This is a genomic window from Chitinophaga rupis (assembly GCF_900109685.1).
Lineage (GTDB): Bacteria > Bacteroidota > Bacteroidia > Chitinophagales > Chitinophagaceae > Chitinophaga > Chitinophaga rupis.
In genome coordinates this window covers 1-25,267 of record NZ_FOBB01000001.1, presented here as the reverse complement: position 1 = coordinate 25,267, position 25,267 = coordinate 1, and the positions used below count along the sequence as shown (strand labels likewise).

General features: G+C 47.4%; 18 protein-coding genes. 11 read left to right on the top strand and 7 right to left on the bottom strand.

Annotated features, from left to right (window positions below; all coding sequences use genetic code 11):
* Positions 1-85 precede the first annotated feature (85 nt).
* Complete coding sequence (locus tag BMZ54_RS00090; protein WP_089906131.1) at positions 86-979, top strand: alpha/beta hydrolase; 894 nt, start codon at positions 86-88, stop codon at positions 977-979.
* A gap of 155 nt (positions 980-1,134) precedes the next feature.
* On the top strand, positions 1,135-2,031 hold the full coding sequence (locus tag BMZ54_RS00085; protein WP_089906130.1) for an alpha/beta hydrolase: 897 nt from the start codon (positions 1,135-1,137) through the stop codon (positions 2,029-2,031).
* 60 nt (positions 2,032-2,091) lie between these two features.
* Here the strand turns inward: BMZ54_RS00085 and rplI are convergent, their stop codons facing one another.
* From rplI to rpsF, 3 genes are read right to left on the bottom strand one after another with little or no spacing between them, the layout of a single operon-like run.
* Positions 2,092-2,538 carry a 50S ribosomal protein L9 gene (rplI, locus tag BMZ54_RS00080; RefSeq protein WP_089906129.1) on the bottom strand — a complete coding sequence of 149 codons (447 nt, stop codon included), beginning with the start codon at positions 2,536-2,538 and terminating at the stop codon, positions 2,092-2,094.
* 9 nt (positions 2,539-2,547) lie between these two features.
* Complete coding sequence (gene rpsR, locus BMZ54_RS00075) at positions 2,548-2,814, bottom strand: 30S ribosomal protein S18 (RefSeq protein WP_089906128.1); 267 nt, start codon at positions 2,812-2,814, stop codon at positions 2,548-2,550.
* Positions 2,815-2,818: 4 nt separating this feature from the next.
* Positions 2,819-3,172 (bottom strand): 30S ribosomal protein S6, encoded by a 354-nt coding sequence (gene rpsF / locus BMZ54_RS00070; protein ID WP_089906127.1) that lies wholly within the window; start codon positions 3,170-3,172, stop codon positions 2,819-2,821.
* Positions 3,173-3,539: 367 nt separating this feature from the next.
* Here rpsF and BMZ54_RS00065 point away from each other — a divergent pair, with 367 nt between their 5' ends.
* Positions 3,540-5,633 carry a glycoside hydrolase family 76 protein gene (locus BMZ54_RS00065; RefSeq protein WP_089906126.1) on the top strand — a complete coding sequence of 698 codons (2,094 nt, stop codon included), beginning with the start codon at positions 3,540-3,542 and terminating at the stop codon, positions 5,631-5,633.
* A gap of 153 nt (positions 5,634-5,786) precedes the next feature.
* On the opposite strand, the gene BMZ54_RS00060 is transcribed toward BMZ54_RS00065, so the two are convergent.
* Positions 5,787-9,083, bottom strand: a complete 3,297-nt coding sequence (locus BMZ54_RS00060; RefSeq protein ID WP_089906125.1) for an Ig-like domain-containing protein — start codon at positions 9,081-9,083, stop codon at positions 5,787-5,789.
* A 345-nt stretch (positions 9,084-9,428) separates the two neighbouring features.
* Here BMZ54_RS00060 and htpG point away from each other — a divergent pair, with 345 nt between their 5' ends.
* Both htpG and BMZ54_RS00045 read left to right on the top strand, forming a co-directional pair.
* Positions 9,429-11,279, top strand: a complete 1,851-nt coding sequence (gene htpG / locus BMZ54_RS00050; RefSeq protein WP_089906123.1) for a molecular chaperone HtpG — start codon at positions 9,429-9,431, stop codon at positions 11,277-11,279.
* 136 nt (positions 11,280-11,415) lie between these two features.
* A complete protein-coding gene (locus BMZ54_RS00045) occupies positions 11,416-12,216 on the top strand; it encodes a carboxylesterase family protein (RefSeq protein ID WP_089906122.1) in 801 nt (266 codons plus the stop codon).
* 78 nt (positions 12,217-12,294) lie between these two features.
* Here BMZ54_RS00045 and recJ read toward each other — a convergent pair whose 3' ends face one another.
* The gene (gene recJ, locus BMZ54_RS00040) at positions 12,295-14,007 is read right to left on the bottom strand and encodes a single-stranded-DNA-specific exonuclease RecJ (protein WP_089906121.1); all 1,713 of its coding nucleotides are present in this window, start codon (positions 14,005-14,007) and stop codon (positions 12,295-12,297) included.
* A gap of 109 nt (positions 14,008-14,116) precedes the next feature.
* Positions 14,117-15,082: a polyprenyl synthetase family protein gene (locus tag BMZ54_RS00035; RefSeq protein WP_089906120.1), complete on the bottom strand. Its 966-nt coding sequence runs from the start codon at positions 15,080-15,082 to the stop codon at positions 14,117-14,119.
* Between the two features lie 292 nt (positions 15,083-15,374).
* Here BMZ54_RS00035 and BMZ54_RS00030 point away from each other — a divergent pair, with 292 nt between their 5' ends.
* The 5 genes from BMZ54_RS00030 (at position 15,375) to BMZ54_RS00010 (ending at position 24,049) form a co-directional block, all read left to right on the top strand.
* Positions 15,375-16,928 (top strand): OmpA family protein, encoded by a 1,554-nt coding sequence (locus tag BMZ54_RS00030; protein ID WP_089906119.1) that lies wholly within the window; start codon positions 15,375-15,377, stop codon positions 16,926-16,928.
* Between the two features lie 149 nt (positions 16,929-17,077).
* Complete coding sequence (locus BMZ54_RS00025; protein ID WP_089906118.1) at positions 17,078-19,033, top strand: KUP/HAK/KT family potassium transporter; 1,956 nt, start codon at positions 17,078-17,080, stop codon at positions 19,031-19,033.
* Positions 19,034-19,430: 397 nt separating this feature from the next.
* Positions 19,431-22,238, top strand: coding sequence for a T9SS type A sorting domain-containing protein (locus BMZ54_RS00020; RefSeq protein WP_089906117.1), 2,808 nt, complete (start codon positions 19,431-19,433; stop codon positions 22,236-22,238).
* A 12-nt stretch (positions 22,239-22,250) separates the two neighbouring features.
* Positions 22,251-22,841 (top strand): Crp/Fnr family transcriptional regulator, encoded by a 591-nt coding sequence (locus tag BMZ54_RS00015; protein WP_089906116.1) that lies wholly within the window; start codon positions 22,251-22,253, stop codon positions 22,839-22,841.
* Positions 22,842-22,924: 83 nt separating this feature from the next.
* Positions 22,925-24,049 carry an oxidoreductase gene (locus tag BMZ54_RS00010; RefSeq protein WP_089906115.1) on the top strand — a complete coding sequence of 375 codons (1,125 nt, stop codon included), beginning with the start codon at positions 22,925-22,927 and terminating at the stop codon, positions 24,047-24,049.
* Here BMZ54_RS00010 and BMZ54_RS00005 read toward each other — a convergent pair.
* Positions 24,014-24,925 (bottom strand): acyltransferase family protein, encoded by a 912-nt coding sequence (locus tag BMZ54_RS00005; RefSeq protein ID WP_089906114.1) that lies wholly within the window; start codon positions 24,923-24,925, stop codon positions 24,014-24,016. The genes BMZ54_RS00010 and BMZ54_RS00005 overlap by 36 nt on opposite strands.
* A gap of 54 nt (positions 24,926-24,979) precedes the next feature.
* On the opposite strand from BMZ54_RS00005, the gene BMZ54_RS32665 reads away from it, so the two are divergent.
* Positions 24,980-25,267, top strand: a 288-nt coding sequence (locus BMZ54_RS32665; protein WP_143080861.1) for a transposase, incomplete at its 3' end; no start/stop codon positions are given.

The following is a 25,267-nucleotide window of genomic DNA, read 5'->3' as shown; positions in this document are numbered from 1 at the left end:
CAACGGAATAATAAGTAATATTAGAAGTGGCCATACCCTGGCGGCATATTATTTGTAAAAATAATTACAAATAAAAGCACAGGTTATGGCCATATCTTTTTCCCTTAAGAACAACCTTAGTGCCTGGTGCTTACTGCTGGGCATGGCAGTAGCCACTGTTAGCTGCTCTAAAAATGATGATGTTAATGAGGTGAACAACCCGCCGGCCACCGATACCGCCGCCACTTACCTCAACCAGGCGTATGGCACAGATGCGCAGCAAACAATGGACATTTATTTACCACCGGGCAGAAGCCGGGCAGCTACACATTGCCTGATATTCATACATGGTGGTGCATGGACCTTTGGCGACAAATCAGAATTTACCAACACCATTGACTCCCTGCGGCGTTTGAATACACCTTACGCCTGCTTTAATATTAATTACCGGCTTGCAGCAGTAGGTAAGAACCAGTACCCTGCAGCAGAAGATGATGTACAAAGCGCGCTGGATTATATCAGTAAGAACAGTGAGCGTTTTGGCGTTTCTGCCAGCTGGATATTGCTGGGTACCAGTGCGGGCGCACACTTGTCGGTACTACAGGCTTACAAATATAATAACGGTAACATTAAAGGAGTGGTAAGCCTGTATGGCGTGTATGATCTTACTAAACTATTTGATCAAACAGAAACAGCCGTACAGGTAATACTCACAAATGTAATGGGAGGCATTCCTGCTGTTAAGCCGCAGGCTTACCACGATGCCAGTCCTGTTAACTATGTAACCCCCCAAAGCGTACCGGTATTGGTGATGTACGGCACGCAGGATCCTATTGCGCCGCCGGCGCAGGCTACCGGATTTATAGAAAAGTTAAAGGCGCAGGGCGTAACCTATGAGCAGGTAAGTTATCCCTCTGAACATGGAATACCGCCCGCTTATGCAGCAGACGCCTGGACTAAGATCTTTGCATTTATCAACAAATATTCCACCGGTAAATAAAAATAGGTAGCTAACCCACCGGTAAGAACAGCAATATATACGCTGCGTTTTTTACGAAACATAAGGCAGTAAAACAACGGTAAATCAGGTAACGGTATAAACTGCCGTAGCCTGCAGACTATATTTGTAAATTTTTTACAAATAAAAGCACAGTTATGACCCTATCCTTTTCCCTCAAAGAAATTCTGCACAAATGGTGCGTGTTATTCGCATTCGCGGCACTGGCCGTAAGCTGCTCCAGAGATGATAATGATCCACCCGTTGGCAAACCGCCGGCCACCTGGCTTCCCGTTACTTACTTTGACCAGGCTTACGGACTGGATTCCGCACAGGTAATGGACATTTATTTACCACCCGGCAGAAGTGTTGCTGAAACAAAATGTATTGTGTTTATACATGGCGGCGCATGGACCTGGGGCGATAAAAGCGACTTTACCGGCATTATTGATTCCCTGCGGCGAACGCATACGCCTTATGCCTGTTTCAATATTAACTACCGGCTGTCGGGCATAGGCAAAAATCAATACCCCAGCGGTGAGGAGGATGTGCAAAAGGCGCTGGACTACATTCGTAAGAACCATGTGCATTTCAATGTATCTGAAGATATGATATTGCTGGGCGCCAGCGCCGGTGCGCAACTGGCAGTACTGCATGCTTACAGGTATAACGCTGATGGGCATATTAAAGCTGCAGTGAGCTTATATGGTGTATATGACCTGGCTGCTTTATACTCACAAACAGAAACGGGTATACAGGTGGTGCTAACAAATGTAATGGGCGGCATTCCTGCAGTAAAACCGTTGGAGTATTATGCAGCCAGCCCGGTGAATTTTGTAACGGCGAAAAGCGTACCGGTGTTTATATTGTATGGTTTGCTGGATAAGATAGCGCCCCCGGCGCAGGCGCTGGAGTTTATGCTGAAGCTAAATGCAGCAAAAGTGCCTTACCAACAGGCGCCTTATCCTATGGAACATGAAATAGCGCCTGTGTTTGCAAAGGATGCTTGGAGTAAGGCCTTTGCGTTTATTAATAAATACCTGCCGGCCAGCTGATAAAAAAAGATCCCGTTCACTCGCAGTGAACGGGATCTGTAAAAATATTAAACAGTAGGATTACTCAGCTACTACTTCAAATTCCAGCTCAGCTTCATTGCCTTTACCGAAATCGATCTTTGCTTTGTAAGTGCCCAGTTCTTTCACGTCGTCCAGGATGTGGATGCGGCGGCGGTCAATTTCGTAACCTTTCTGCTCTTTAATAGCACGTGCAATTTGCACACCGGTTACGCTACCGAATATTTTACCGGAAGTACCTGTTTTAGCGCCGATCTTAACCGGGCCTGCTTTCAGCACTTCTACCACCTTGGCAATTTCAGACAGCAGCTTTTCTTCTTTTACTTTCTGCACTTTCAGGCGTTCCTGTAATTGCTTCATGTTGGAAGGACTGGCCTCTACTGCAACTTTCTGGGGGATCAGGAAGTTCCTGGCATAACCGTTTCTCACGTTTACCAGTTCATTTTTCTGGCCCAGATTATCAACGTCTTGTATTAAGATGATTTGCATAACTTTTTCTTACTTTAAAAGGTCAGTAACATAAGGCAATAAAGCCATTTGACGAGCTTTCTTAATAGCCTGGGCTACTTTACGCTGAAATTTCAGAGAGTTACCCGTAATACGGCGGGGTAGCATTTTACCCTGATCATTGAGGAACTTTTTCAGGAATTCCGCGTCTTTGTAATCCACATACTTGATGCCCATTTTCTTGAAGCGGCAGTATTTCTTCTGGCGCTTCTCGGTTTTAACGGCGGTTAAGTACTTAATTTCTTGTTTTACTGCCATAACTTTAAGCTTCTACGGTTTTAGAATCAGCACTCACGCCATGTCTCTTTCTGCCATTATATTCAACGGCATACTTGTCCAGCGCTGTGATCATGTGGCGTAATACATTTTCATCGCGGTTCAGCTGAATCTTCAGCTTCTCATTGAGGTCGGATGGCGCACTGTACTCCAGAACCAGGTACATGCCCGTGGTTTTCTTCTGGATAGGATACGCCAGTGATCTTAATCCCCAGGGATTTTCGTGCGTTACAGTTCCGCCGGTCTCTTTTATAAGATCAGCGAACTTCTTTTGGGCGACTTTGTAGTCTTCCTCAGAAAGCACAGGGGTAAAGATCACCATCAATTCGTAATTGTTCATTTCCCTGGTTTTAAATGTTGTTTAAAAATTTACTTCAAATACCCAATAAAATTGGGACGGCAAAGATACAATACTATTTTCAATTCCCAAGCTTAAATAGCCGCACTTTCCGGGGTTTTTGAGGTGCCCGTGGCCGGAAAGCCCTTTTCCCGGCGGCCAGGGAAAGGATAGAGTTTTTAACAGGAGTGTAAAAGTATGATAATTAGCTGATTAATTATGTTTGCCAGCCCACCTGCCGGTATTATAAATTATCTTCCGGGTTGATTATCTTTATAAGGAAAGCCCGGAAAACCCGTACCATTTATCCTAAGACCCTCTTTTTAACCCATGGCCTCCCATATCAATCACCTTAAAATCCCACTGAAGCATGAAAAAGCCTTTACCCAACTTTTGCAAGGCCCTGTACGCCCTGCTGCTGGTCCTGTGTGGCTATGCCCTGCCCGCCAGCTCCCAGTCGTCCGTTTTTAATGGCCCGGCAGAAATGCTGCAAAGCAGTATGCACAACCTGTTTATTTCGTCCAACGGCCGGTATTACATTCAAACAAATGGCGGCAACACTGGTTTTAACTACTGGTGGAATGCCAATGGTTTAGATGCGCTGGTGGATGGTTACCTGCGCAGCCGCAGCAGTACCTATACCACCCGCATGAAAAACCTGCTGTACGGTATCAAGGCCACCAATGGCAATACCTACATCAATTATTTTTATGATGATATGGAGTGGATGGCTATTTCCACCCTGCGGGCCTACCAGCATACCGGCGATACCGCCTATATGAACGCCGCCAACATCCTGTGGGCGGACATTCAAACCGGCATTCACCCGGAAAGGGGCGGCGCCATTCAATGGAACAAGGGTACGCCCAACTCCTTTAACGCCTGCGCCAATGCGCCTGCCGTGATCTTTGCTGCCCGCCTGTACCAGCAAAATGGCAATGCTGCCACGCTCACCGCTGCCCAGAATATTTATAACTGGACGAAAAGCGTGCTCGTAAACCCAACTACCGGTGCAGTGTATGATAGTTATGATGCAGGCACCAATACGGTGAATACCAATCCCGACTGGGTATTTTCCTACAACGTAGGCACCTGGATAGGCGCTGCGCTGGAGCTATACCAGGTTACGGGCAACAGCACCTATATGGATGATGCAGTAAGAACCGCGGAATACGCCATGAACACCCGTTTGTACAATGGCGTTTTTTTTACCAATGAAACCGGCGGTGGCGATGGTGGCTTGTTCAAAGGCATTTTTATCCGCTACTTTACCTTGCTGGCCCGGGAAGGCAATTTACCGGCAGCCACCCGGCAGCGTTATACCAATGCGCTCAAAACCAGCGCCCAGGCGCTTAACGGCCAGGGCATTAACCCATCCAATGGTCTGGTAAGTCCGGTGTGGACGACCCAGCCCGGCGCTTCCACAGATTACTCAACCCAGCTAAGCGGGGTAATGATGCTGGAAGCCGCTGCCACGTTGGACCAGGCCTTCGTTTACAAAGACCTGAACTACGGTGGCTACTCCGCCGGTTTTACGCCAGGCAGCTATACGTATAATGATATTATTGCCAGGGGTGCGCTGAATGACGATATTACCTCCTTCACCCTGCCGGAAGGGTATTCCATTACCTTATACCAGGATGATAACTACGCAGGGACTAATGCCACCTTTACAGCAAACACGCCATGGGTGGGCGCCAGCTGGAACGATCTTACCTCTTCCCTGCGTGTGAACCGCACCGGCGGCGACGGCTTAAAGGGAGAGTATTACCAGGGCCTGAACTTCAATACCTTTAAGCTCAGCCGCAATGATGAGAACATCAATTTTAACTGGGCCAATGGTTCCCCGGACTACACCATCCGCCCGGATAGCTTCTCTGCCCGCTGGACCGGGCGCATTAAACCCCGCTATACGGAAACCTATACATTTTACCTGAACAGCGACAATGGCCGTCGCCTGTGGATCAATAATCAGCTGCTCATTGATCAATGGATAGATAACTGGAATGTGGAGTACACTGCCACTATTACTTTGACGGCAGACCAGCTATATGATATACGCCTGGAATACTTTGAGCACAACGGCGGGGCCGCCTGTAAGCTGGAATGGTCCAGCCCTTCACAAGCAAGGGAAGTAGTGCCGGCCAGCCGTTTTTATACGCCATCCGCAGTTGCCCGCAAAGCAGCACCAGCTACTATTGCGGCAAGTGATAAGGATGTCAATATGCTGCTTACCGCCAGTCCCAACCCGCTGAGTGACCGGGTACGCATCCAGGTAGCCAATGCCGGCACAGCTGCCCGCCTGCAGGTACAGGTATATAACCTGAGCGGCGCGCCGGTGAAACCTTTGCAGCTTATAGAGAATGGCCAGCAGGCTGACCTGGCGGGCCTGCCAGCCGGTATGTATATTTTGCAGGTAAGAACCGGCAATAAAATATTTACCAAAAAATTGGTGAAGCATTAATGTAATGAGCTTTCCGGGCTTTCATAAAAACAGGCATACCATTTAGTGTATGCCTGCCTTAAAATATTTCATCATGTTATAGCTTAGCCGATAGTAAGTAAAAAGGCTGTCCCCGTAAGGACAGCCTTTTTAGCATGGTTTCTCAACAAAAGATTATTGGGCAATGAATATTTGGCTTACCTGTGATTTATTAGGTGTTTGTACCCGCAGGAAGTAAATGCCGTTAGGCAGCTTGCTTACATCCAGCTCTTTGTAGTTCCGGCCAGGTATCAGTGTTACAGGACCCTGGTAGCGGATGCGTCCAAACAGGTCTATGAGCTGCAGCTGTGCAGGGCCGCCGGAATTTTTGTCAATATCCAGCCATACCTGCAGCTTATGTCCCAGTAAGCACCAGATAAAGCGCCAGATGATGTCTTTGATCTGTATGTTCACGGATTGTACTGCGCTGTACTGAATGTTGCCAGCCAGGTTTTCCAATCTTAAGCGGTAGTAGTTCCGGCCCAGCCAGGGGCTGTTATCATAAGCCTGGTAATTGTTAGGGAAGGTTGTAGTACCGTGTGTAGTTACAGTATCAATTGCATTCCAGCCACGCTGGTCTTTAGAGCGTTCTACCACAAAGCGGGCTAAATTGGTTTCTGCATTTGTACGCCAGTTCAGCCTTACGCGGCCGGTATCTACCGTTGCAGTAAAGGCCAATATGCTGTTCTGGTGTGCCAGGGTATGCAGGTTATAGCGGGTAATAACCGGGTAGTGATCTGTAGTAGTGCTGCTATAGCTGCTTACAAGCTGCGCGGCCTGCGTAAACACCATTGCGGATCCGGGCAGGTAGGCCTGTCCCATTTCATTGGAGGCGATCACATTATCGATCACAGTGGGGAACGATACGGTAGATTGCTGCCCTGCCAGGCTTAGTGGCAATGTAAGCGGGTCATAATCCGCAGTATCCGTTACAAAGTTGATGTAAGAGGTGGTGGTATCCGGCGCCAGCTCTGTGGTGATGGTTTTATTCAGCGCATCGTTAAAGTCGCCCAGCATCAGGATGTTGCTGTACGGGTATTGCGTATCCAGCGAATCTTTCAGCTCGATGTTGCCACGTTTACGGCGGTAGTACGCTTCAATTTTTTCTGATGCGCTGCCGGTATTAGCCTTGGCATGCAGCAGTACAAAATTTATGCGGGCGCTGTCGCCATTCAGGTTGGCTACGGCTTCCATGAAATACGGGAAGCGGCCGGATGACCAGTTGTAATAAGCGCTGTCGCTGCCACCCTGGCGTAATATACCGTAAGTGCGCAGGCTTCTTACAACAGATGTTTTATATACAAAGGCCAGTTTTTGTGCGCTTACATAGTCCGGGTCGTTCACATTATCTGCATAGGAACCAAAGTCGGAAAGCACATAGCTGTAACCGGGCAGCTGGCTTACCACCTGTTTAAAGCGGGCGGTATCCACTACTTCTGCCAGGGCAAAAACATCTGCATTCAGTTTTTGGAGAATGGTGGTTACGTTGGCCTGCTGCAGGCTGTCGTTAGCCGGGTTTTGCGCCGGACTGCCAAACCATTCTATATTCCAGTTCACCACCTTCAGGGAGCGTAAGGATGTACCGGTAAGCTGTATGCGGCTGGTGCTGAAACCAGGTGTGCTAAAAGTAAGGGTGCCGCTGTAGTTCTGATCTGCAGTGGTGGGGCTGAACTTTACCCAGGCTGTTTGTGGGCCTGCGCCAACCGTGGCTGCATCATAGGTAAGTACCGGGCCATAGCTACCCGCACTGTCCCTGGAAAGGCTGAAGGCTGCAGGTGCGGTAACCAGTAAAGTGTCTGTAATATTATTACCCCAGAAACTGATTTTTTGCGGCGCGGAGGTTTGGCCTGCCTGTACGTAATCAAAGTCCAGCGCAGCCGGGCTGCTGGTGATGCCGGGTGAGGGCGCTACTACACTGTTATACAGGTTAATATCGTCCAGTGTCCAGCGGGCGGCATTCAGGCTGGGAGAGGAGGTGTATACAAATGCAATGTACACGCTATCCTGTTTAAAGCCGGCCAGGTTAATGCTGTCAGACAGCTGCCAGGCATCAGAGCCGGGTGCGGGGAACTGCCCGTTCAGCAAGGTCCAGGTGGCGGTATGCGGGTTGCTGTGCCCATCGTAATCATTGCTTACCATCAGCTGTAAAGCTGGTCCGGTAAACGCGGTACGGCTGGCGAAACGCAGCAGGGGATAGGTGAAGCTGCTTAGGTCAAAAGAAGGAGAGATCAGCCAGTCCTCATTTTCAACTGCACCGCCGCTAAAGCCGTTGATCTGTACTCCGTTGCTGCTGTTCTGTCCAAACGTAGTACAGCCCCACAGCTGCGCGCCGCTTACACTGTATTGTGTAAAACCGCCGGAAAGCAGGGAGCTGCCGCTGGGCGTACAATCGTTAAAGTTAAAGCTCAGTACCTGCTGGCCGGTGGTAAAATGCCAGGTGATGCTGTCGGTAATACCGGCAAAAGCATTACCGGAAAGGTCTGTTACAGCGCCGCTATCCAGGGTAATGTAATAAGAGCTGAGGGGCTGCAGAAATATATTATTCACCGCAAGGGTAGTATTGGAAATAAGCACCAGGGCGCCGTTAACGTCCAGCATTTGCTGGGTGCCGGTGCTTGTGTTGTGCAAAACCAGGTAGCCGGTAGCCGGTTTTATATTCTCCGTAAAGGTGATCTGCGGGTGCACGTCGAGTGCTGCGGCAGTATCGCCATTTACCGGTAACAGTGCGCTGATGGCCGGTGCGGTGGTATCGCCGGTGCTGCCGCCGCCAGCCACTATATTATCTATTGCAAAGCTGGGCCGTGAGCCCGCTCCGCTGACCTGCCGGTTTACCCAGCGCAGCTGCACCAGGGGCTGGTTGTTACAATCCGGTGGTAGCACAACCGATATGTTAACCGGGTTTTGCGGGGTGGTAACACCGGAGGTGGTTTGGGTAGTAGTATCGTTCTGGTACAGGGTGCCTGGTACATTGCTAAAGGCGCCGGTGCTGCCAATACGGTACTGCAGCGTAACCTCGTTAATGCGGGTATTGCTGCTGCCATCGTAAGGGTTGCGCAGCGTCATTACATCGTACCGGAAAGCAATGTTCAGCTGTCCGCTGGTGTTAAGGCCCAGCGCCAGGCTGTTATCTACAGATCCGCTGTTCAGGAACCCCAGCTTGCCATTGTAGTTATAGGCGCCGTTGGTGGTGGATGAGGCGGTACCGGTTAGCAGCGCTTTATCACTGGCCGGTGCAGCGGTATTAAAGCTGCCGGAAGGGGAGCCGCTTAAAGCCCAGCCCTGCCAGCCTGCGGGATACGTGGTGGCGGCGGGTGCCAGGGCATCAAAGTTCTGCTGGTAAGGCAGCGGTTGTGGAGCCGGTTGGGTTTGTGCCCAGGCTGCGGCATTTACAAAAAGGGCAATAAATAAGAATGCGAGTAACGGTTTATGCATACGCAATCCAGGTTTTCTGAGTTAAGAGATGTTTAGAATGATTATTGAAAACAGATCAGTAAGGGATTAAACAGGTACATGCAAAATACAATTCTTTGGGTGGCTTCACAGGGCCTATGCATGATCTATTTGTTAAGTTATGAAATTATCAGGTTTACAGGGCAATATTTATAATCCTGACATGGACTTCACTAGGGATGTACTAGGGAAAAACATGGGATCTAGTAGGGAAAGTCATGAGAAACACACGAGAAAGACACGAGAAAACCAGTACTTTACGTCAAACTGTCAGCCGGAAGCCGCTGGCACGGCCTTTGAAAAAATCATGTAAAAATCTGAATTCCCATGCAGAAAGGTGCCATACGCGTACAAACAGAAAACATTTTCCCCATTATCAAAAAATTCCTCTATTCTGATCACGAGATCTTTATCCGCGAACTGGTGAGCAATGCCGTGGATGCCACGCAAAAGCTCAAAACCCTGGCCAGTGTAGGCGAGTTTAAAGGAGAGCTGGGAACCCTTGAAATAACAGTTAAGCTGGACAAAGAGAACAAAACCCTCACCATCTCCGACCGCGGCATTGGTATGACAGCGGAAGAAGTGGACAAATACATTAACCAGGTAGCTTTTTCCGGTGCGGAAGAGTTCCTGAAAAAATACAAGGGGCAGAATGAGGGTACCAACATTATCGGTCATTTTGGCCTGGGCTTTTATTCTTCCTTCATGGTAAGTAACCAGGTGGAGATCATCACCCGCTCCTGGAGGCCCGATGCCGAAGCGGTGCGCTGGGAGTGCGACGGCAGCCCGGAGTACCAGCTGGATACTATTACCAAAGAAGACCGGGGTACGGATATAGTAATGCACATTAACGAGGAAAGCGAAGAATTCCTGGATGAGCACCGCATTCGCACCATCCTGGAAAAATTCTGTAAGTTCCTGCCCGTACCCATTAAGTTTGAAGATAAGCAGATCAACAATCCTACGCCGGCCTGGACCCGCAAGCCTGCTGAGCTAACGCCCCAGGACTACCAGGATTTTTATAAAGAGCTGTATCCTTTTGCAGAAGCGCCGCTTTTCTGGATACACCTGAATGTGGACTACCCATTCAACCTGACCGGGATCCTGTACTTTCCGAAAATATCCAAGAGCTACGAGATCCAGAAAGACAAGATCAACCTGTACTCCAACCAGGTATATGTAACGGATGAAGTGAAGGATATTGTACCGGAGTTCCTGATGCTGCTGCATGGCGTAATAGACAGTCCGGACATTCCGCTGAATGTGAGCCGCAGTTACCTGCAGGGCGATCCGAATGTGAAAAAGATCAATGCCCATATCACTAAAAAAGTGGCCGATAAGCTGGATGAAATGTTCCGTACAGACCGTAAGAGCTTTGAAGAAAAATGGGAATCCATTGGCCTGTTTGTGAAGTACGGCATGATGACGGACGACAAGTTCCTGGAAAAAGCTAATAAATTCCATGTAATGGAAGATGTGGAAGGAGGTAAATTCTACACGCTGGAAGAATACCGCCAGGAAGCGCAGGCCCTGCAGAACAATAAGGAAAATAAGCTGGTGATCCTGTATGCCACCAATCCCGTACAGCAGGATAGCTACATACAGGCGGCAAAAGCCAAAGGTTATAAGGTTGTGAAGCTGGAAACCATTGTGGATGCGGCTTTCATTAACAATATGGAAATGAAATGGGAGAATGTACAATTCACCCGCGTGGATGCTGATATTGCCGACAGCCTGATAGATAAGGACGAAAAATCGGAACATGTACTTACCCAGGACCAGGAAAGCAAGCTAAAAGAAATATTTACCCAGCAGGTGCCGCAGCCCAATATTAAGGTGGAGCTGAAAGGCCTGAGCGCAGAGGCGCAGCCGGTGATCGTAACCCGCTCTGAATTTATGCGCCGCATGAAAGATATGGCTGCAGTAGGCGGCGGCGGTATGAACTGGTATGCCAATATGCCCGATGAGATCAGCATGACGGTGAATGCCAACCACCCCATTTACCAGCAAATACTGGAGGAGAACGACGAAAACAAGCAACAGAAGCTGGTGCGCAACCTGGCCGACCTGGCCCTGCTTTCCCAGAACCTGTTGACAGGCGCTGATCTTACCGCTTTTGTGAACCGCAGCGTAGAGCTGCTGGGCGGCGAAAAAAAGAGTAAGATCATTTTACAATAAATCCCCCGGTCTGTCGTTTTGAGGGATAGGTTTAAAACGCAGATAACATATTTTATCATCGAAGAAACCAGACACAGCAAGGCAAAAGGCCTTGAATTGTCTGGTTTCTTATTACCATTAAAAATGGGGGAATTTTATGAGAGCTTTATTGAAAAACCTGAACCATGTACTAACTATTGCTGCACTATTCGCAGTAGCGTCCTGCTCTAAACAAGAAGACCAGAGCATCGATCCTGTAAAAACGGGAGCAGAATCATCCGTAACAGCGTCAACAGCGGAATTCTTCTGGGCACAAACGCCCGTAAACAGCCTGATTAACAAAACACTCACCGCGAACGTTGGCAATGTATCTAAAAATTACGTTTTGTATGTACCGGAAACGTATAATGCCAATTACAACAAATGGCCGCTGGTAATTTTCCTGCACGGTATCGGGGAAATGGGAACCGATATCAACAAAGTAAGAGGTGTAGGATTATGCCAGGTGGTAAAAGGTAAACAGTTTGTGATGGTTGCACCTCAGTGCCTGAGCGGCTGGTGGAACACTGCTGCACTGGACCAGTTCCTTACCCAGATCATTCCGAAATTCCATATAGACCCTAAAAGGATCTATCTGACCGGTATGAGCATGGGTGGATTTGGAACCTGGGATTGGGCAGAAACCTATCCTGCACGGTTTGCAGCGATTGTTCCTATTTGCGGCGGCGGCAATCTGAGTAAGGCCTGCAACCTAAAAACCATGCCTACATGGGTTTTTCACAATGCCGATGACCCTACCGTGAGCGTAAACAACTCCCGCGATATGGTAAAGGCAATAAAAGCCTGCGGCAGCACGGTTATTAAGTACACTGAAAATGCTACGGGCGGGCATAATGCCTGGACCAAGGCCTATGCAGATCCTAACCTGTATACATGGATGCTGGCCAAGCATAAATAATTAAACAGCGGCAGGCAGCCGGCTACAGGGATTTGCCACAACACGTTATCTGCATTTAAACCTTTAAGCCTCCTGTAGTTAGTAGCCTGCCGCTTTTCTTATATCAATTACTTTCAGCTGCAGCATTGTTTTCCCGTTCCACTCATTTTCATCAATAGTAAATACCATATCAAAAGGCTGGCGGTTACTAAGCACCTCAAATTTCTCCGCCATAAAAAAACCAATGCCGGAAAAAGAGCTGCCATGATTTCCCTGTTTAATGGAAAACTTGATATGCTCATCTTTAACGATCCTGGAAAAGCCCGTGTCTACTACATTCCGGGCCAGGAATACAGGGCGCAGGTTATCAGGCCCCAGGGGTTCGAATTGGTGAAGGATCTTATAGAACTTGTTATCAATATGGTGAAAGTTGATCTCTGAATCCACTACAATTTCAGGGATCAGCAGCTCGGGGTCAATAGTGGTGGCTACCACTTCCTCAAACTTTTTCCGGAAGGCTTCTACATTTTCCGGTTTCAGCGTAAGGCCTGCGGCATAAAAGTGACCTCCATAATTTTCCAGCAGGTCTTTGCACTGGTGAATAGCTTCATACACATTAAAACCCATTACAGAACGGGCGGAGCCGGCCACCTGGTCGTTACTTTGGGTAAGGATGATGGTGGGGCGGTAAAAATATTTATCGATCAGGCGGGAGGCTACAATGCCCACCACCCCTTTATGCCAGTCGGCCTTAAACAGCACAGTGCTTTTGCGGGAAGCCAGGGAAGCATCATTCTGAATGAGGGCTACGGCCTCTTTGGTAATGTTATTATCTACCTCTTTACGGTCTGAGTTATCGGAATGCAGGATGGAGGCAATTTCCATAGCCTTCTCAAAATCATTCTCCACAAACAGGTTCACGGCTTTGCGGGCATCATCCATTCTGCCGGCTGCATTAACGCGGGGCGCTATTACAAAAACCAGGTTGGAAATGGTGAGCTGTTCTTTCAGCTCGCTGAGCGTGATGAGCGCTTTAATACCTGGCAGCGGATCATCATTCACTTTCAGCAGGCCATGAAAGGCAAGGATGCGGTTCTCACCGGTCATGGGCACAATATCCGCCGCTATGCTGGTGGCCACCAGGTCCAGGTAGCGCCACACTTTTTGTTGCGGTTCGCCCAGCTTTTGCGCCAGGGCGGTAATGAGCTTAAAGCCAATACCACAGCCGCTTAGCTCTTTATAAGGATAAGGGCAGTCATATTGTTTTGGATTCAGGATAGCTACTGCAGGCGGTAATATGGCATCCGGCAGGTGGTGGTCGCAGATAATAAAATCAATACCATGCGCTTTGGCCTCGGTAATATGCGCCACTGATTTTATACCACAGTCCAGCGCTATAATAAGGGTAAAATCGTTTTCTATGGCATAGGTGATACCGGCGGTGGATACGCCGTATCCTTCCCGGTAGCGGTGAGGAATATAGAACTCAATATTGGGATAGATGCGTTGCAGAAAATCATACACGGTGGCAACGGCCGTGGTGCCGTCCACATCATAATCGCCATACACCAGTATTTTTTCCTTGCTGTAAAAAGCCTGTTCAATACGGGTAACGGCTTTGTCCATATCCTTCATGCTCCACGGATCATGCAGATCATCCATGGTAGGGCGAAAGAACTGGCGTGCAGCTTCATAGGTATGAATACCGCGTTGTACCAGCAGCCTGCATAACAGGGGATGTATACGCAAAACCTGTTGCAGTAACCCTTCCTCTTTTGGTTGATATGATCGAACGGTCCAGCGTTTTTGCATGCGTTAATTTAGGTGTATTTACGATATTAGATTTTAGATTTACGATTTATGATCTGGATCGGAGTGGGTTGGCTTCGATCTAAAATTTAAAATCTAAGATCCCAAATAGTTAAAACGTTCTGTCTGTAGTAAAACGTACTAATTGTTCCAGCCCATTCCGGATATCATTTTCCGGGAAGCTATGCAGGATGGCCATAGCCTCATCCCGGTACTGGAACATTTTTTCCTGTGCATAGGTAATACCACCGGAAGCTTTTACCATTTCTATTACGGTAGCTACTTTCTCTTTATCTGTATTATAGTTTTTTACTATATTTATAATCCGGCGGCGAACGTCGGGTGTGGCATGTTCTAAAGTATAGATCAGCGGCAGGGTTAATTTTTTTTCCCTGATATCTATACCGGTAGGTTTGCCTATTTTATCAGCGCCGTAGTCGAACAGGTCGTCCTTGATCTGGAAGGCCACCCCCACTTTTTCCCCGAAAAGCCGCATTTGAGCGGTGGTTTCATCGTGGCCGCTGGTGCTCCAGGCGCCGGCTGCACAGGCAGCGCCTAACAGGGAGGCTGTTTTGCGGCGTATAATTTCAAAGTAGATATCTTCCTTTATATTCAGCTTGCGGGTTTTCTCCATCTGGAGCAGCTCCCCTTCGCTCATTTCCTTTACGGCAGTAGTTAATATCTGTAAAGTTCTGAAATCGTGGTTGTCAAGCGACAGCAGTAATCCCTTGGATAATAAGTAATCCCCCACCAGTACGGCTATCTTGTTCTTCCACAGTGCGTTAATGGAAAAAAAGCCCCGGCGTTCATTGGAGTCGTCCACTACATCATCATGTACTAGGGTGGCGGTATGCAGCAGCTCTACCAGGGCTGCGGCGCGGTAGGTACTTTCCTGTATATCCGTGCTGAAAAGCCGGGCAGAAAGGAGTACGAACATGGGCCTGATCTGCTTCCCTTTCCGCTTTACTATATAGTGCATGATCCTATCCAGCAGCGGCACATGACTTTTTACCGCGTCTGAAAATTTACTCTCAAAATCCTGTAATTCCTTGCCGATCAGGTGTTTAATATCGTCCATGTATCAATAAAAAAGATTGCTAAGCTATGCCTAAAATATCAAAGTTTTAACAATTTGGCCCCTAATTTGTAGATATCGGAATAACATTGCTTTAACATCGCATTAATATTACGATAACAAATAGGCAAATTAAGGTATAACAATTGTTTTACCTAAGCTCTAATATTGAGCGAGTTATCAATGAAAATAATATTGTAAGAAAAATTTGTATATTCATTTTTGATTTTTACCTTTGCCTGGTAAAAAACGGGTTATTAGTAAATCTTTAACAGTTTTTAAATAGAAAACAATTATGGCAAGCAAAAAGTACTTATTACTAGCAGGCGCTATGAGTTTACTAGCGGCGTCTACTGGTTTTGCACAAGTTCAGCCTAACTACGATGCACTTGACTCCTCCAAGGTTCCTGCATCCAGAGCTGCACAGCAAAACAACTTCGTTAACCATCAGTATGATTACCCTGCTAAACCCCGTAGCATGTGGGAATTAGGTTTTCATGGTGGTTACCATTTCATTAGAGGTGACATGGACGCTAAACCGGGCTTCGGTGGCGGTCTCTCTTTGAGAAAAGCATTAGGTCATACTTTCTCTGTAAGAGCTGAGTATACCGGTTCTATCGATAAAGGCCTGGATTACCAGTTACGTCCGGCTAACTACGCTGGTGGTACTCTATCCTGGCAGCCAACAGCCGCTTTAAACGGTGGTAGGATCGTGCCTAACTACAAAACACAAACTCACCAGCTATCTCTGGACATGATCGCCTCCCTGAGCAATATCATGTTCTATAAATCTCAGCCTAAAGTTAACTGGTATGTATTAGCTGGTTATAGCTTAATGCTGGCTGACGTTGACGTAGATGCAGTAGGTGCTAACGGTGCAGGTTACGATTTTTCCAGCGTTAATTTCTCTGGCAAACGTAAAGACATCAAAGATCAGATCAAGAACATCTTAGACGGTGATTATGAGTCTAACGCTCCTTCTCAGGGTAACAGAGCTCAGATCGGCCGTAAAAGCGACAACCAACTGTGGCGTCATGCTGTTGACTTCGGTACTGGTGTTGCCTTCAAAGTATCTAAGCGTTTCAACATCGGTATAGAAGAAAAGATCACTATGCCGTTTGATGATTACTTAGACGGTTACAATTCAGGTGCTTATGACGCTAGCAAGGACTTCTTCTCCTACACCAGCGTTCGCCTGAACTTCAACCTGGGTAACCCCAACAAACGTGTTGAGCCGCTGTGGTGGATCAACCCGCTGGATTATGCCTACAATGAGCTGAGCTCTCCCCGTCACATGAAGCTGCCTACTCCGGTACTGCCTGATGCTGATGGTGATGGTGTAACCGACCAGTTCGACCGCGAGCCTAACACACCTGCAGGCGCTCCTGTAGATGTACACGGTGTAGCTAAAGATACTGATGGTGACGGTGTACCTGACTTCAAGGATAAACAACTGATCACTCCGACTTACTGCCAGCCGGTTGACGCTGACGGTGTTGGTAAGTGCCCGGATCCTGAGTGCTGCAAAAACATGACTCAGAAACCTGCTTGTGCTAGCATCGTTCTGCCTAGCGTTGCATTCAAAGGTAGCTCTACTAAGATATCTTCTGACAACGAAGCTATCCTGTCTAGCGTAGCTAATACGCTGAGAACCAGCCCTGAGTGTAATGTACTGGTTACCGGCCACGCTGGTGCCAAAGGCAAAAAAGGTGGTGTAGACCTGAGCAGCCGCCGTGTTGACGCTGTGATCGACTACCTGGCTGACAAGCAAGGTATTGACCGCGGTCGTTTCATCAAACAAAATACTCCTGGTGAATCCAGCACTGTAGATTTAGCTCCTGCTAACTAATACGGTGGTGTATCACACGTAGAGATATTAAAAGAGTCCCCCGTTACGGTGTAATGCTGTAACGGGGGATTTTCTTATTTGGGGGAATAATCACTATTGTCAATATATTGCTGTAATTTTGTTGGCTTTTTTAATTAATTATTTCACTCGTGAAAGTTGACATAAATAAGATTAGCCTTGCCGGTTTTGTAGTTGCATTAGGAATTATATACGGCGACATTGGGACTTCTCCGCTATATGTATTCAAGGCTATTATGGGAACTAACCCTATCAGCGACCTACTGGTGATTGGCGGTATTTCCTGTATCATATGGACCCTAACCCTGCAAACCACCATTAAATATGTAATATTAACCCTGCAGGCCGATAACAAGGGGGAAGGCGGTATCTTCTCGCTCTACGCCCTGGTACGGCGGCACGCCAAATGGGCCGTTATTTTCGGAATGATAGGTGGCGCTGCCTTGCTGGCAGACGGTATTATTACTCCCCCCATTACTGTTACCTCTGCTATTGAAGGTTTGCGGACCCTGGAAGTGTTTAAGGACCTGAGCCAGTTCACTATAGTAAAGATTGTACTGACCATTATTGCCGGGCTGTTTTTCATGCAGCAATTTGGTACCATAACTATTGGTAAAATGTTTGGGCCTATTATGGTGGTATGGTTTGCCATGCTGGGCATATTGGGTTCTATACATGTGGCAGATGATCTGTCAGTATTAAAGGCATTCAGCCCGCACTATGCCATTGAGCTGTTAACAACTTACCCTAAAGGATTTTTAATATTAGGCGCGGTGTTCCTGTGTACAACAGGAGCGGAAGCCCTGTATTCTGACCTTGGCCACTGCGGCCGCGGTAACATCCGGGTATCCTGGATCTTTGTAAAGCTATGTTTGATCCTGAACTACCTGGGACAGGGCGCCTGGCTGCTTACACAGCGTGGTCAGATACTGCCAAAAGATCAGAACCCGTTCTTTACCATTATGCCGGAGTGGTTTGTGATCTTTGGCGTATTGATAGCCACCATGGCCTCTATCATTGCCAGCCAGGCATTGATCACAGGCTCATTTACCCTGATCTCTGAAGCTATGCGCCTGAACCTGTGGCCCAAGCTGAAGGTGAATTATCCTACAGAAATGCGGGGACAGCTGTTTATACCCGGCATTAACGTAATGCTGTTTGTAGGCTGTACCTCCATTGTATTGATCTTCCGGGAATCCAGCGCCATGGAGGCGGCATATGGTTTATCCATTACCATTTGTATGCTCATGACCTCCTGCCTGTTTGCCTTTTACCTATACACGCGACGGGTACGGGTGGCCTGGGTATTAATATACCTGGTCATATACCTGACCATTGAATTCTCTTTCCTGTTTGCCAACCTGGTGAAATTTATGCATGGCGGTTATGTAACCGTGGTAGTAGCCGGCGGCCTGTTTGTGGTAATGATCGTATGGTTTAAATCGAGAAAGATCAAGAACCGTTACGTGGAGTTTGTGCGGCTGGAAGATTACCTGCCTATTTTACAGGAGCTGAGTAACGATACTTCTATCCCGAAATATGCTACCCACCTGGTGTACATGAGCAGCGCCGATAATCCGAAGGAAATTGAGCACAAAGTTATTTACTCCATTCTCAATAAAAAACCTAAACGGGCGGATATTTACTGGTTTGTGCACGTGGATGTGGTGGATGAACCTTACCTGAGCGAGTACTCTGTACAAACGATTATTCCCAATGAGGTGATACGGGTAGAGTTCCGCCTGGGCTTTAAAGTGGAACAACGCATTAACCTCATGTTCCGTATGGTGGTGGAAGATATGGTGCGTAACAAGGAAGTGAACATTACCAGCCGTTACGAATCTTTAAGTAAGAACAACGTGGTAGGCGACTTCCAGTTTATAGTAATGGAAAAATTCCTTTCCCATGATAATGACCTGCCGCTGTATGAAAGGATGGTGATGCGTATGTACTTTTTCCTGAAAAAGATCAGCCTTTCAGAAGAGCGGGGTTTTGGCCTGGATTCAAGCTACGTAACCATTGAGAAGTATCCGCTGGTGGTAGCGCCCATTACGAACCTGCAGTTAAAACGCATTATACCGTCTTAAAAATTATCGCTGCGTTAAAAGCAAAAACTGCATTTAAATATTGCCAAAAAAAGAGTAGCTTTAGTGTATTGTCACTATTGACCGGATAAGAACTGCCTGCTGTAACCCTTTTCCATAGCTAATTTCAGAACTTTAAGGAAACCTTACCCCCCATGACTAACAGCTACTATTACACGGGCTTTATATTGGCAGCGCCTGCGCTATTTTCAAAGATGCGCTGCAAACAGATCGCAGTAATGATCACATAACTACACAGATGGCTGCATTACACTGTTTTACAGTGTGGTATATACATGCTTGATAATATCCGCCAGGAGTACTGGAACAAGTATAAAATAATAGGAACCGGCACATTATTATTGATTAACCTTTTTATGCAACGAAAACCACGTTTCCCATGAACAAAATTTTACTGTTGTTTGCCTTTCTGAGCTGCCATTATTTTGCGCATGCTCAGTCTCTTAGCCTGTATTTCCCTGATCCCAGCAGCATGCCACAGAATAATAGTGTGTGGCAGGATACAGGTATTAGCGTAAGCGTAGTGATAAATGCCCCCGCGGCAGTTATCTCCGCAACCGCAGCTGCCGGCGGCCGGCAGATCAATCTTACCGGTAATAGCTCCAGTGTGTACCGCGGGCAATTGTCTTTAGCCGGTTTACCGGGCGACACGCTCCGTTTAGTGATTGCCGCGAAAGATGCCAATAACAATATGGCCGATACCACTATTAAATTTATTTACCGCCCGCTGAACGATCCCAGTATTACTTTAACAATAGACAGCCTGGCCGATTCTTCGGTAGCGCGGCCTGTATACCGGCTGGGCGCACGCTGCACAGCGGCTGGTGGCAGCTGCACTATCACAGCATACGATGCCAGCGTCGGCGGTGGTAACAAGGTGCTGGGCACCGGCAGGGATAGCCTTCCCCGGCTGGATCTGACCTATTATAATGGCAGAAGGATGAGTGTGAAACTGGTGGCTACAGACAGCCTGGGAAGAACCGCCCAGCGTACTGTTACGGTGTTTGTTGAAGGCAGCCCTTACATAACACCTCACCTGCAGGTGAGCGGGCAGATACTGGATTATAGATATCATAAAGCATTGTACATTGATAAAGCAACCGGGCATCCCATGCTGGCAGATGCGGTTACCGGGCAGCGTACCACCTTATCCACTACTGTGCTGGATACCCGCCTTACACAAAAGGGCTTTGTAACTGCCCAGGGAGCTGTGTGGATGGAAGGGACCAGCTTAAAAGAATGGAATAACGGGCAGATCATTTTTACAGCGGACGTGCCTTACAGTACTGCCTTTGATGTATCCAATAATTATATAGCCTGGTCTAGTCATAACCAGGTTGGATTGAAAAACCTGGCTACAGGTGATACTACTTACACGGACATATCCGCCGATACACTCGGTTTTTTTCTCGGTAACATAAGTGTAGGAGATAATGGCGTGGTGGCTTTGGACATAGAAACCTTCCGCACCTTATACGATGTATTTAAATTACAGAACGGCCAGTTTACCCGCTTAAGCACCGGATCTATAAATTATGATCCGGTAACAGATGGGAAGAACGTGATCTATCAGGGAGATGGACTGTACCTTTATAACGGGCAAAATAATATACTCCTGGGATCACCAGGTACCGGTAGTATCCACTCTGGCTGGGATTACCAGATAAACAGTAACTATGCCGCCTTTATAAGGGATGGGCAGGTGAACCTGCGGGATACTGCCGGAACCATACGGCAGCTAAGCACCTTTAGCTATATTCCCGGTAATGCCAACAGCAGGCCGCAGTTGGACCGGTTGAATACAGAGGGTAACCTGATGGTATCTTTGAGCGATAGCGGCCGCTTTTATCTGAACCGGGCTGGGATGAGAAAACTTGTTACCAGGACACCATTTATTCTCGATCCAGGTAACAATGCCGTATTATTAAGCCGCTCTTTTTACGATAATGGCGAATGGTATGTAGTGATCGGGAATACCCTCTTTAAGGTAGCAGTGGATAGCCTCCCGGTTAACCATATCAGCAGCTTTGAAAAGCGGATCAAACCAGATAGCACACTGGCCTTTAAAACAGAAGATTTTGCATCTAATTTCTCCGGTCCCGGTGGGCTGGTAGATATTAAATTTCCAGGCCTTCCCAAACATGGTGTGCTTAAATTGAATAACCAGGTTGTAAATATCTATTACACGATTTCAGCAAGCGACATCAGTAAGCTCACCTACACACCGGATAGCGCCTACATGGGCCTGGATACGCTGCGCTGGGTAGCAGGTAATGGCCTGGAATATACAGCAGATACAGCGAGTGTATTTATTAATGTGACAGACAGCGTAATAACCGTACCGGTACCGCAACCCATTATCAGTGGCTTAGCCAGCACCTATTGTGGTGCAGCAGGTGCGCAAACGGTGAAGATATTGAACCTGCCGGCAGCCACTTCCGGTATTGCAGTAAGCGTGCTGCTGGATAGTACCTTTAATTTGCCGGTAGCAGCTGATAGTACCTTCACCATTTTACCGGATAGCCTTGCTGCGGGAACGCATACCATCACGGTTACTTTTGCGCACGATACCACACAAAAACAGCTGACCCGCGAGTTTACCATTACTGCAGCGGTTACACCGGATGTAAATGTTACGGTAAATGTGAATCCCATTACGTCAGATACTATACCGGTAGTGATCACTGCTGCAAATGCAGGCGGTGGGGGTAAGCTGCCTTTGTACACCTTTGCATGGGACCGCAATTTCACGGATCAGATACAAATGGAAAGCACCAATGATAATGCCACCGTGCAGCCATCGGAATTTAAGCTGGGCGATAACTGGGTGTATGTACGCATGCGCAGCAGCGATAACTGTACTACTACATCTACAGCTACGGATAGCATTAAGATCAATAAAACCAACATTACGGCTATTGTTGATGTAAATGCACCGGGACGGATGATCCATATTTACCCGAATCCTTTCCGCGGACAGCTGACCCTGAAAGGATTCCAGCCAACAGGTACCTATATTATATCCCTGTACAATGCGCAGGGCCGGTTATTGAAACAACAACGAATTGTGAACAATACGCAGGTGCAGCTGCAGGTGCCGGTGACCAGCGGCAATATTTATTTGCTGAATATTTATGACGAGAAGAATAAAAAGATGCTGGGCACAGAGAAGTTACTGGGGTATTAGTAATATTGCAGTATGGAGCTGCATCAACATCCGATCATTCAGCATATTCAGAAATTTGTTTTACTAACAGGAGAGGAGCAGCAATTGCTCCTCTCTTTGTTTCAGGAAAAACAGCTACTGCGCAGGCAGTATTTATTACAGGCAGGTGATGTGTGTAAGTATGATAGTTTTGTGCTGGAAGGGTGTTTACGGTCTTTTTATGTAGATGACAAGGGAGATGAGCATACCTTACACTTTGCCATGGAAGACTGGTGGATCACGGACCTGGAAAGTTTTTTACATCAAACACCGGCATTGGTGCACATTGAGGCATTAACGCCTGTAACGGTGCTGCAAATAGACAAACCTTCGCTGGAACATTTATACAGCGCGGCGCCTGCCATGGAACGGTTTTTCCGCATCCTGCACCAAAATGCTTACCTGGCGCAGAACCGCCGTATTTTAAACAACATTAGTATGAACGGGGAGCAGCGTTATCTGGAGCTCCTTAACCAATACCCTGACCTGCTGCAGCGTGTGCCCCAAAAATATATTGCCTCTTACCTGGGTATTACACCGGTATTTTTAAGCCAGATCCGGGCTAAGCTGGGCCACCGGAATTAAAATAGTTTAACGCCATTTATTAAATTACTTTAACCGCTGTTGGCCCTCCGGTACCTCAACTTTGTATGCATAAATCATAGATGATGCATACACATAAAATATTTGATCCTTATGCTTTACAGCAGCATGTATTACGTAACCGCCTGGTAGTGGCGCCTATGTCGCGCGTAAGTGCTACGGCTGCTGGTGTACCTACGCCAGTGATGGAGGATTATTACGAAGCATTTGCTGCAGGTGGTTTTGGAATGATCATTACGGAAGGTATTTATACCGATTCCATCGCCAGTCAGGGATATCCTTTACAACCGGGCATAGTAACACCGCAGCAGGTACAAGGCTGGCAGGCCATCGCCAATAAAGTAAAACAGCAGGGCGCATTCATCATTGCGCAGCTCATGCATGCCGGTGCTTTATCACAGCATGTTACCCATACCTGGGCGCCATCTGCAGTACAACCCTTAGGCCTGCGTATGCCGGAGTATGGCGGTGGGGATGGGCCATTTAATTTTCCCCGTGCCATGACGCTGGAAGATATTGTTACCGTAAAACAAGGTTTTATACAAGCTGCACAACAGGCATTGGCAGCTGGTTTTAACGGTGTGGAAATACATGCAGCCAATGGGCATTTGCTGGATCAGTTTATTACTGACTATACCAACCTGCGGCAGGATGATTATGGCGGCAACATCACGAACCGTTTTCGTTTAATAGCAGAAATTATGGCTGAAATAAGAGCCGTGGTACCGGCGGAATTTATCATCGGCTTACGTTTGTCGGAAGGGAAGGTGAATAATTTACGCTACCGCTGGCCGGAAGGGGCAGCTACCGCAGGCGCACTATTGGAAGAAGTTGCAAAAGCAAAACCGGATTACGTGCACATTGCCGCAGAAAGCGGTAACTGGGAGCGGGATTGTATGTATGCTGATGGCAGCTCACTTACCAGCCTGGCCAAACAGATAGTGCAGGTACCGATAATTGCCAATGGCGGATTACACGAACCGGCGCGTGCCAATAAAGTGCTGGAAGAAGGACATGCCGATCTGCTGGCCTTAGGCAAGGCCGCCTTAGCAAACCCCGACTGGCCATTGCGTATACAGCGTGGGGAAAATACCATTGCCTTTCATGCAGGCATGATAAAACCCAGCGCCAGTATTATACATACCCGGCAGGTGCTACAAGTACTTTTTGATCAGCGATTGCTTACGTAGTAAAGACACCAGCAGCCAGCTGCCTGAAAGCGCCACCCCAAAAGTGATCACAAACTTAATGAATGCCGGTAGTTGGTTGTTTAATAAAAAGTACTGGCACCATACTATAAGAATATAATGCACCAGGTAAATGCCGTAAGCGTTGGCGGAAAGTGAGTTCCACCAGCTGCGGGAGCGATGAATGCATGCTTTAAAAATGGTAAGAAATGCTATGCAGCTTAAGGTGCAGGATGCAACATACAGGGTGAAATAAATGAGCCATGCAGCTACTTCCGGTAAAGTATGCGCGGCTACCATGCTGCGCAGCAGCGGTGGTATAATGGTTAACACTGCATACGTTAACAGGCATAATATTATCCACAACGGCCATTTTCTAACAAAGGAAGTATCATCTGTAAAGATGCCCGCATTCCCAGCAAGGGCGCCGAATATGAAATAACCGCCATACAGCAGCACACGGCTTTTCTGGAAATCAAAAGGGCCGAACCCTGTCCAGCTGTATGGGCCAAATAAAAATGCCAGTGGTACGTAAAGTATCCAGGTTAGCAGTAACCAGATGAGGAATAATATGACTGCTTTATTTTTTAAGGAAGCCAGTTTGTTGCTTAATTTATACAAGCCATTCTTAAGAAAAGGGAAAAGCAGCGCTATTACTATGTTAAAGAAAAACAACTCCCATATAAACCAGGGCGGCCCTACCGGCCAGCCTTCGGTAGTAAAGTAATCTACTACATACGCTTTAAGATCATGCTGCCCATGTGCTACATAATAAGCGGGGTAATAGGCAATTAACATCAGCAGGGTAACGCCTATGGCAAAGGGAATGAATAACCGATAAAAACGGTCGCGGATAAAAGGCCCTACACCTGTATTGATTCAGAATTGACTTTACATGTTGGGGGTTAATTAAGGATTAATTAAATTACTAACATGAAAGGAAAATCATTAGGACCACCTCCTATCTACGCCGAGACCTTGAAAATCAGCGTTGCCCGGGAATATCTATCGACAGATCAAAGCTATGGGGAGTTGGCAAAGAAGTACGGCCTTAAAAACAGAGAGGTCGTTAGGAGTATGGTGTCCTGGTACGAAAGGCATTACAGCCAGGATCAGCTGCCAGTAGTTAAAAATGCTCCAGCAGTTGGCTCACCGGACCTAAAAGCAGGAGCCTCCAATACAGATAAGGAAAAACAATTAAAGGAAGCCCTTTTAAAAGTA

Excerpts from the sequence above, each read along its gene's own strand:
- rpsR (WP_089906128.1), bottom strand. The coding sequence starts at position 2,814 with ATGGCAGTAAAACAAGAAATTAAGTACTTAACCGCCGTTAAAACCGAG.
- BMZ54_RS00090 (WP_089906131.1), top strand. The coding sequence starts at position 86 with ATGGCCATATCTTTTTCCCTTAAGAACAACCTTAGTGCCTGGTGCTTA.
- recJ (WP_089906121.1), bottom strand. The coding sequence starts at position 14,007 with ATGCAAAAACGCTGGACCGTTCGATCATATCAACCAAAAGAGGAAGGG.
- BMZ54_RS00010 (WP_089906115.1), top strand. The coding sequence starts at position 22,925 with ATGCATACACATAAAATATTTGATCCTTATGCTTTACAGCAGCATGTA.
- BMZ54_RS00085 (WP_089906130.1), top strand. The coding sequence starts at position 1,135 with ATGACCCTATCCTTTTCCCTCAAAGAAATTCTGCACAAATGGTGCGTG.
- htpG (WP_089906123.1), top strand. The coding sequence starts at position 9,429 with ATGCAGAAAGGTGCCATACGCGTACAAACAGAAAACATTTTCCCCATT.
- BMZ54_RS00020 (WP_089906117.1), top strand. The coding sequence starts at position 19,431 with ATGAACAAAATTTTACTGTTGTTTGCCTTTCTGAGCTGCCATTATTTT.
- BMZ54_RS00060 (WP_089906125.1), bottom strand. The coding sequence starts at position 9,083 with ATGCATAAACCGTTACTCGCATTCTTATTTATTGCCCTTTTTGTAAAT.
- BMZ54_RS00035 (WP_089906120.1), bottom strand. The coding sequence starts at position 15,082 with ATGGACGATATTAAACACCTGATCGGCAAGGAATTACAGGATTTTGAG.
- BMZ54_RS00065 (WP_089906126.1), top strand. The coding sequence starts at position 3,540 with ATGAAAAAGCCTTTACCCAACTTTTGCAAGGCCCTGTACGCCCTGCTG.
- rpsF (WP_089906127.1), bottom strand. The coding sequence starts at position 3,172 with ATGAACAATTACGAATTGATGGTGATCTTTACCCCTGTGCTTTCTGAG.
- BMZ54_RS00015 (WP_089906116.1), top strand. The coding sequence starts at position 22,251 with ATGGAGCTGCATCAACATCCGATCATTCAGCATATTCAGAAATTTGTT.
- BMZ54_RS00030 (WP_089906119.1), top strand. The coding sequence starts at position 15,375 with ATGGCAAGCAAAAAGTACTTATTACTAGCAGGCGCTATGAGTTTACTA.
- BMZ54_RS00045 (WP_089906122.1), top strand. The coding sequence starts at position 11,416 with ATGAGAGCTTTATTGAAAAACCTGAACCATGTACTAACTATTGCTGCA.
- rplI (WP_089906129.1), bottom strand. The coding sequence starts at position 2,538 with ATGCAAATCATCTTAATACAAGACGTTGATAATCTGGGCCAGAAAAAT.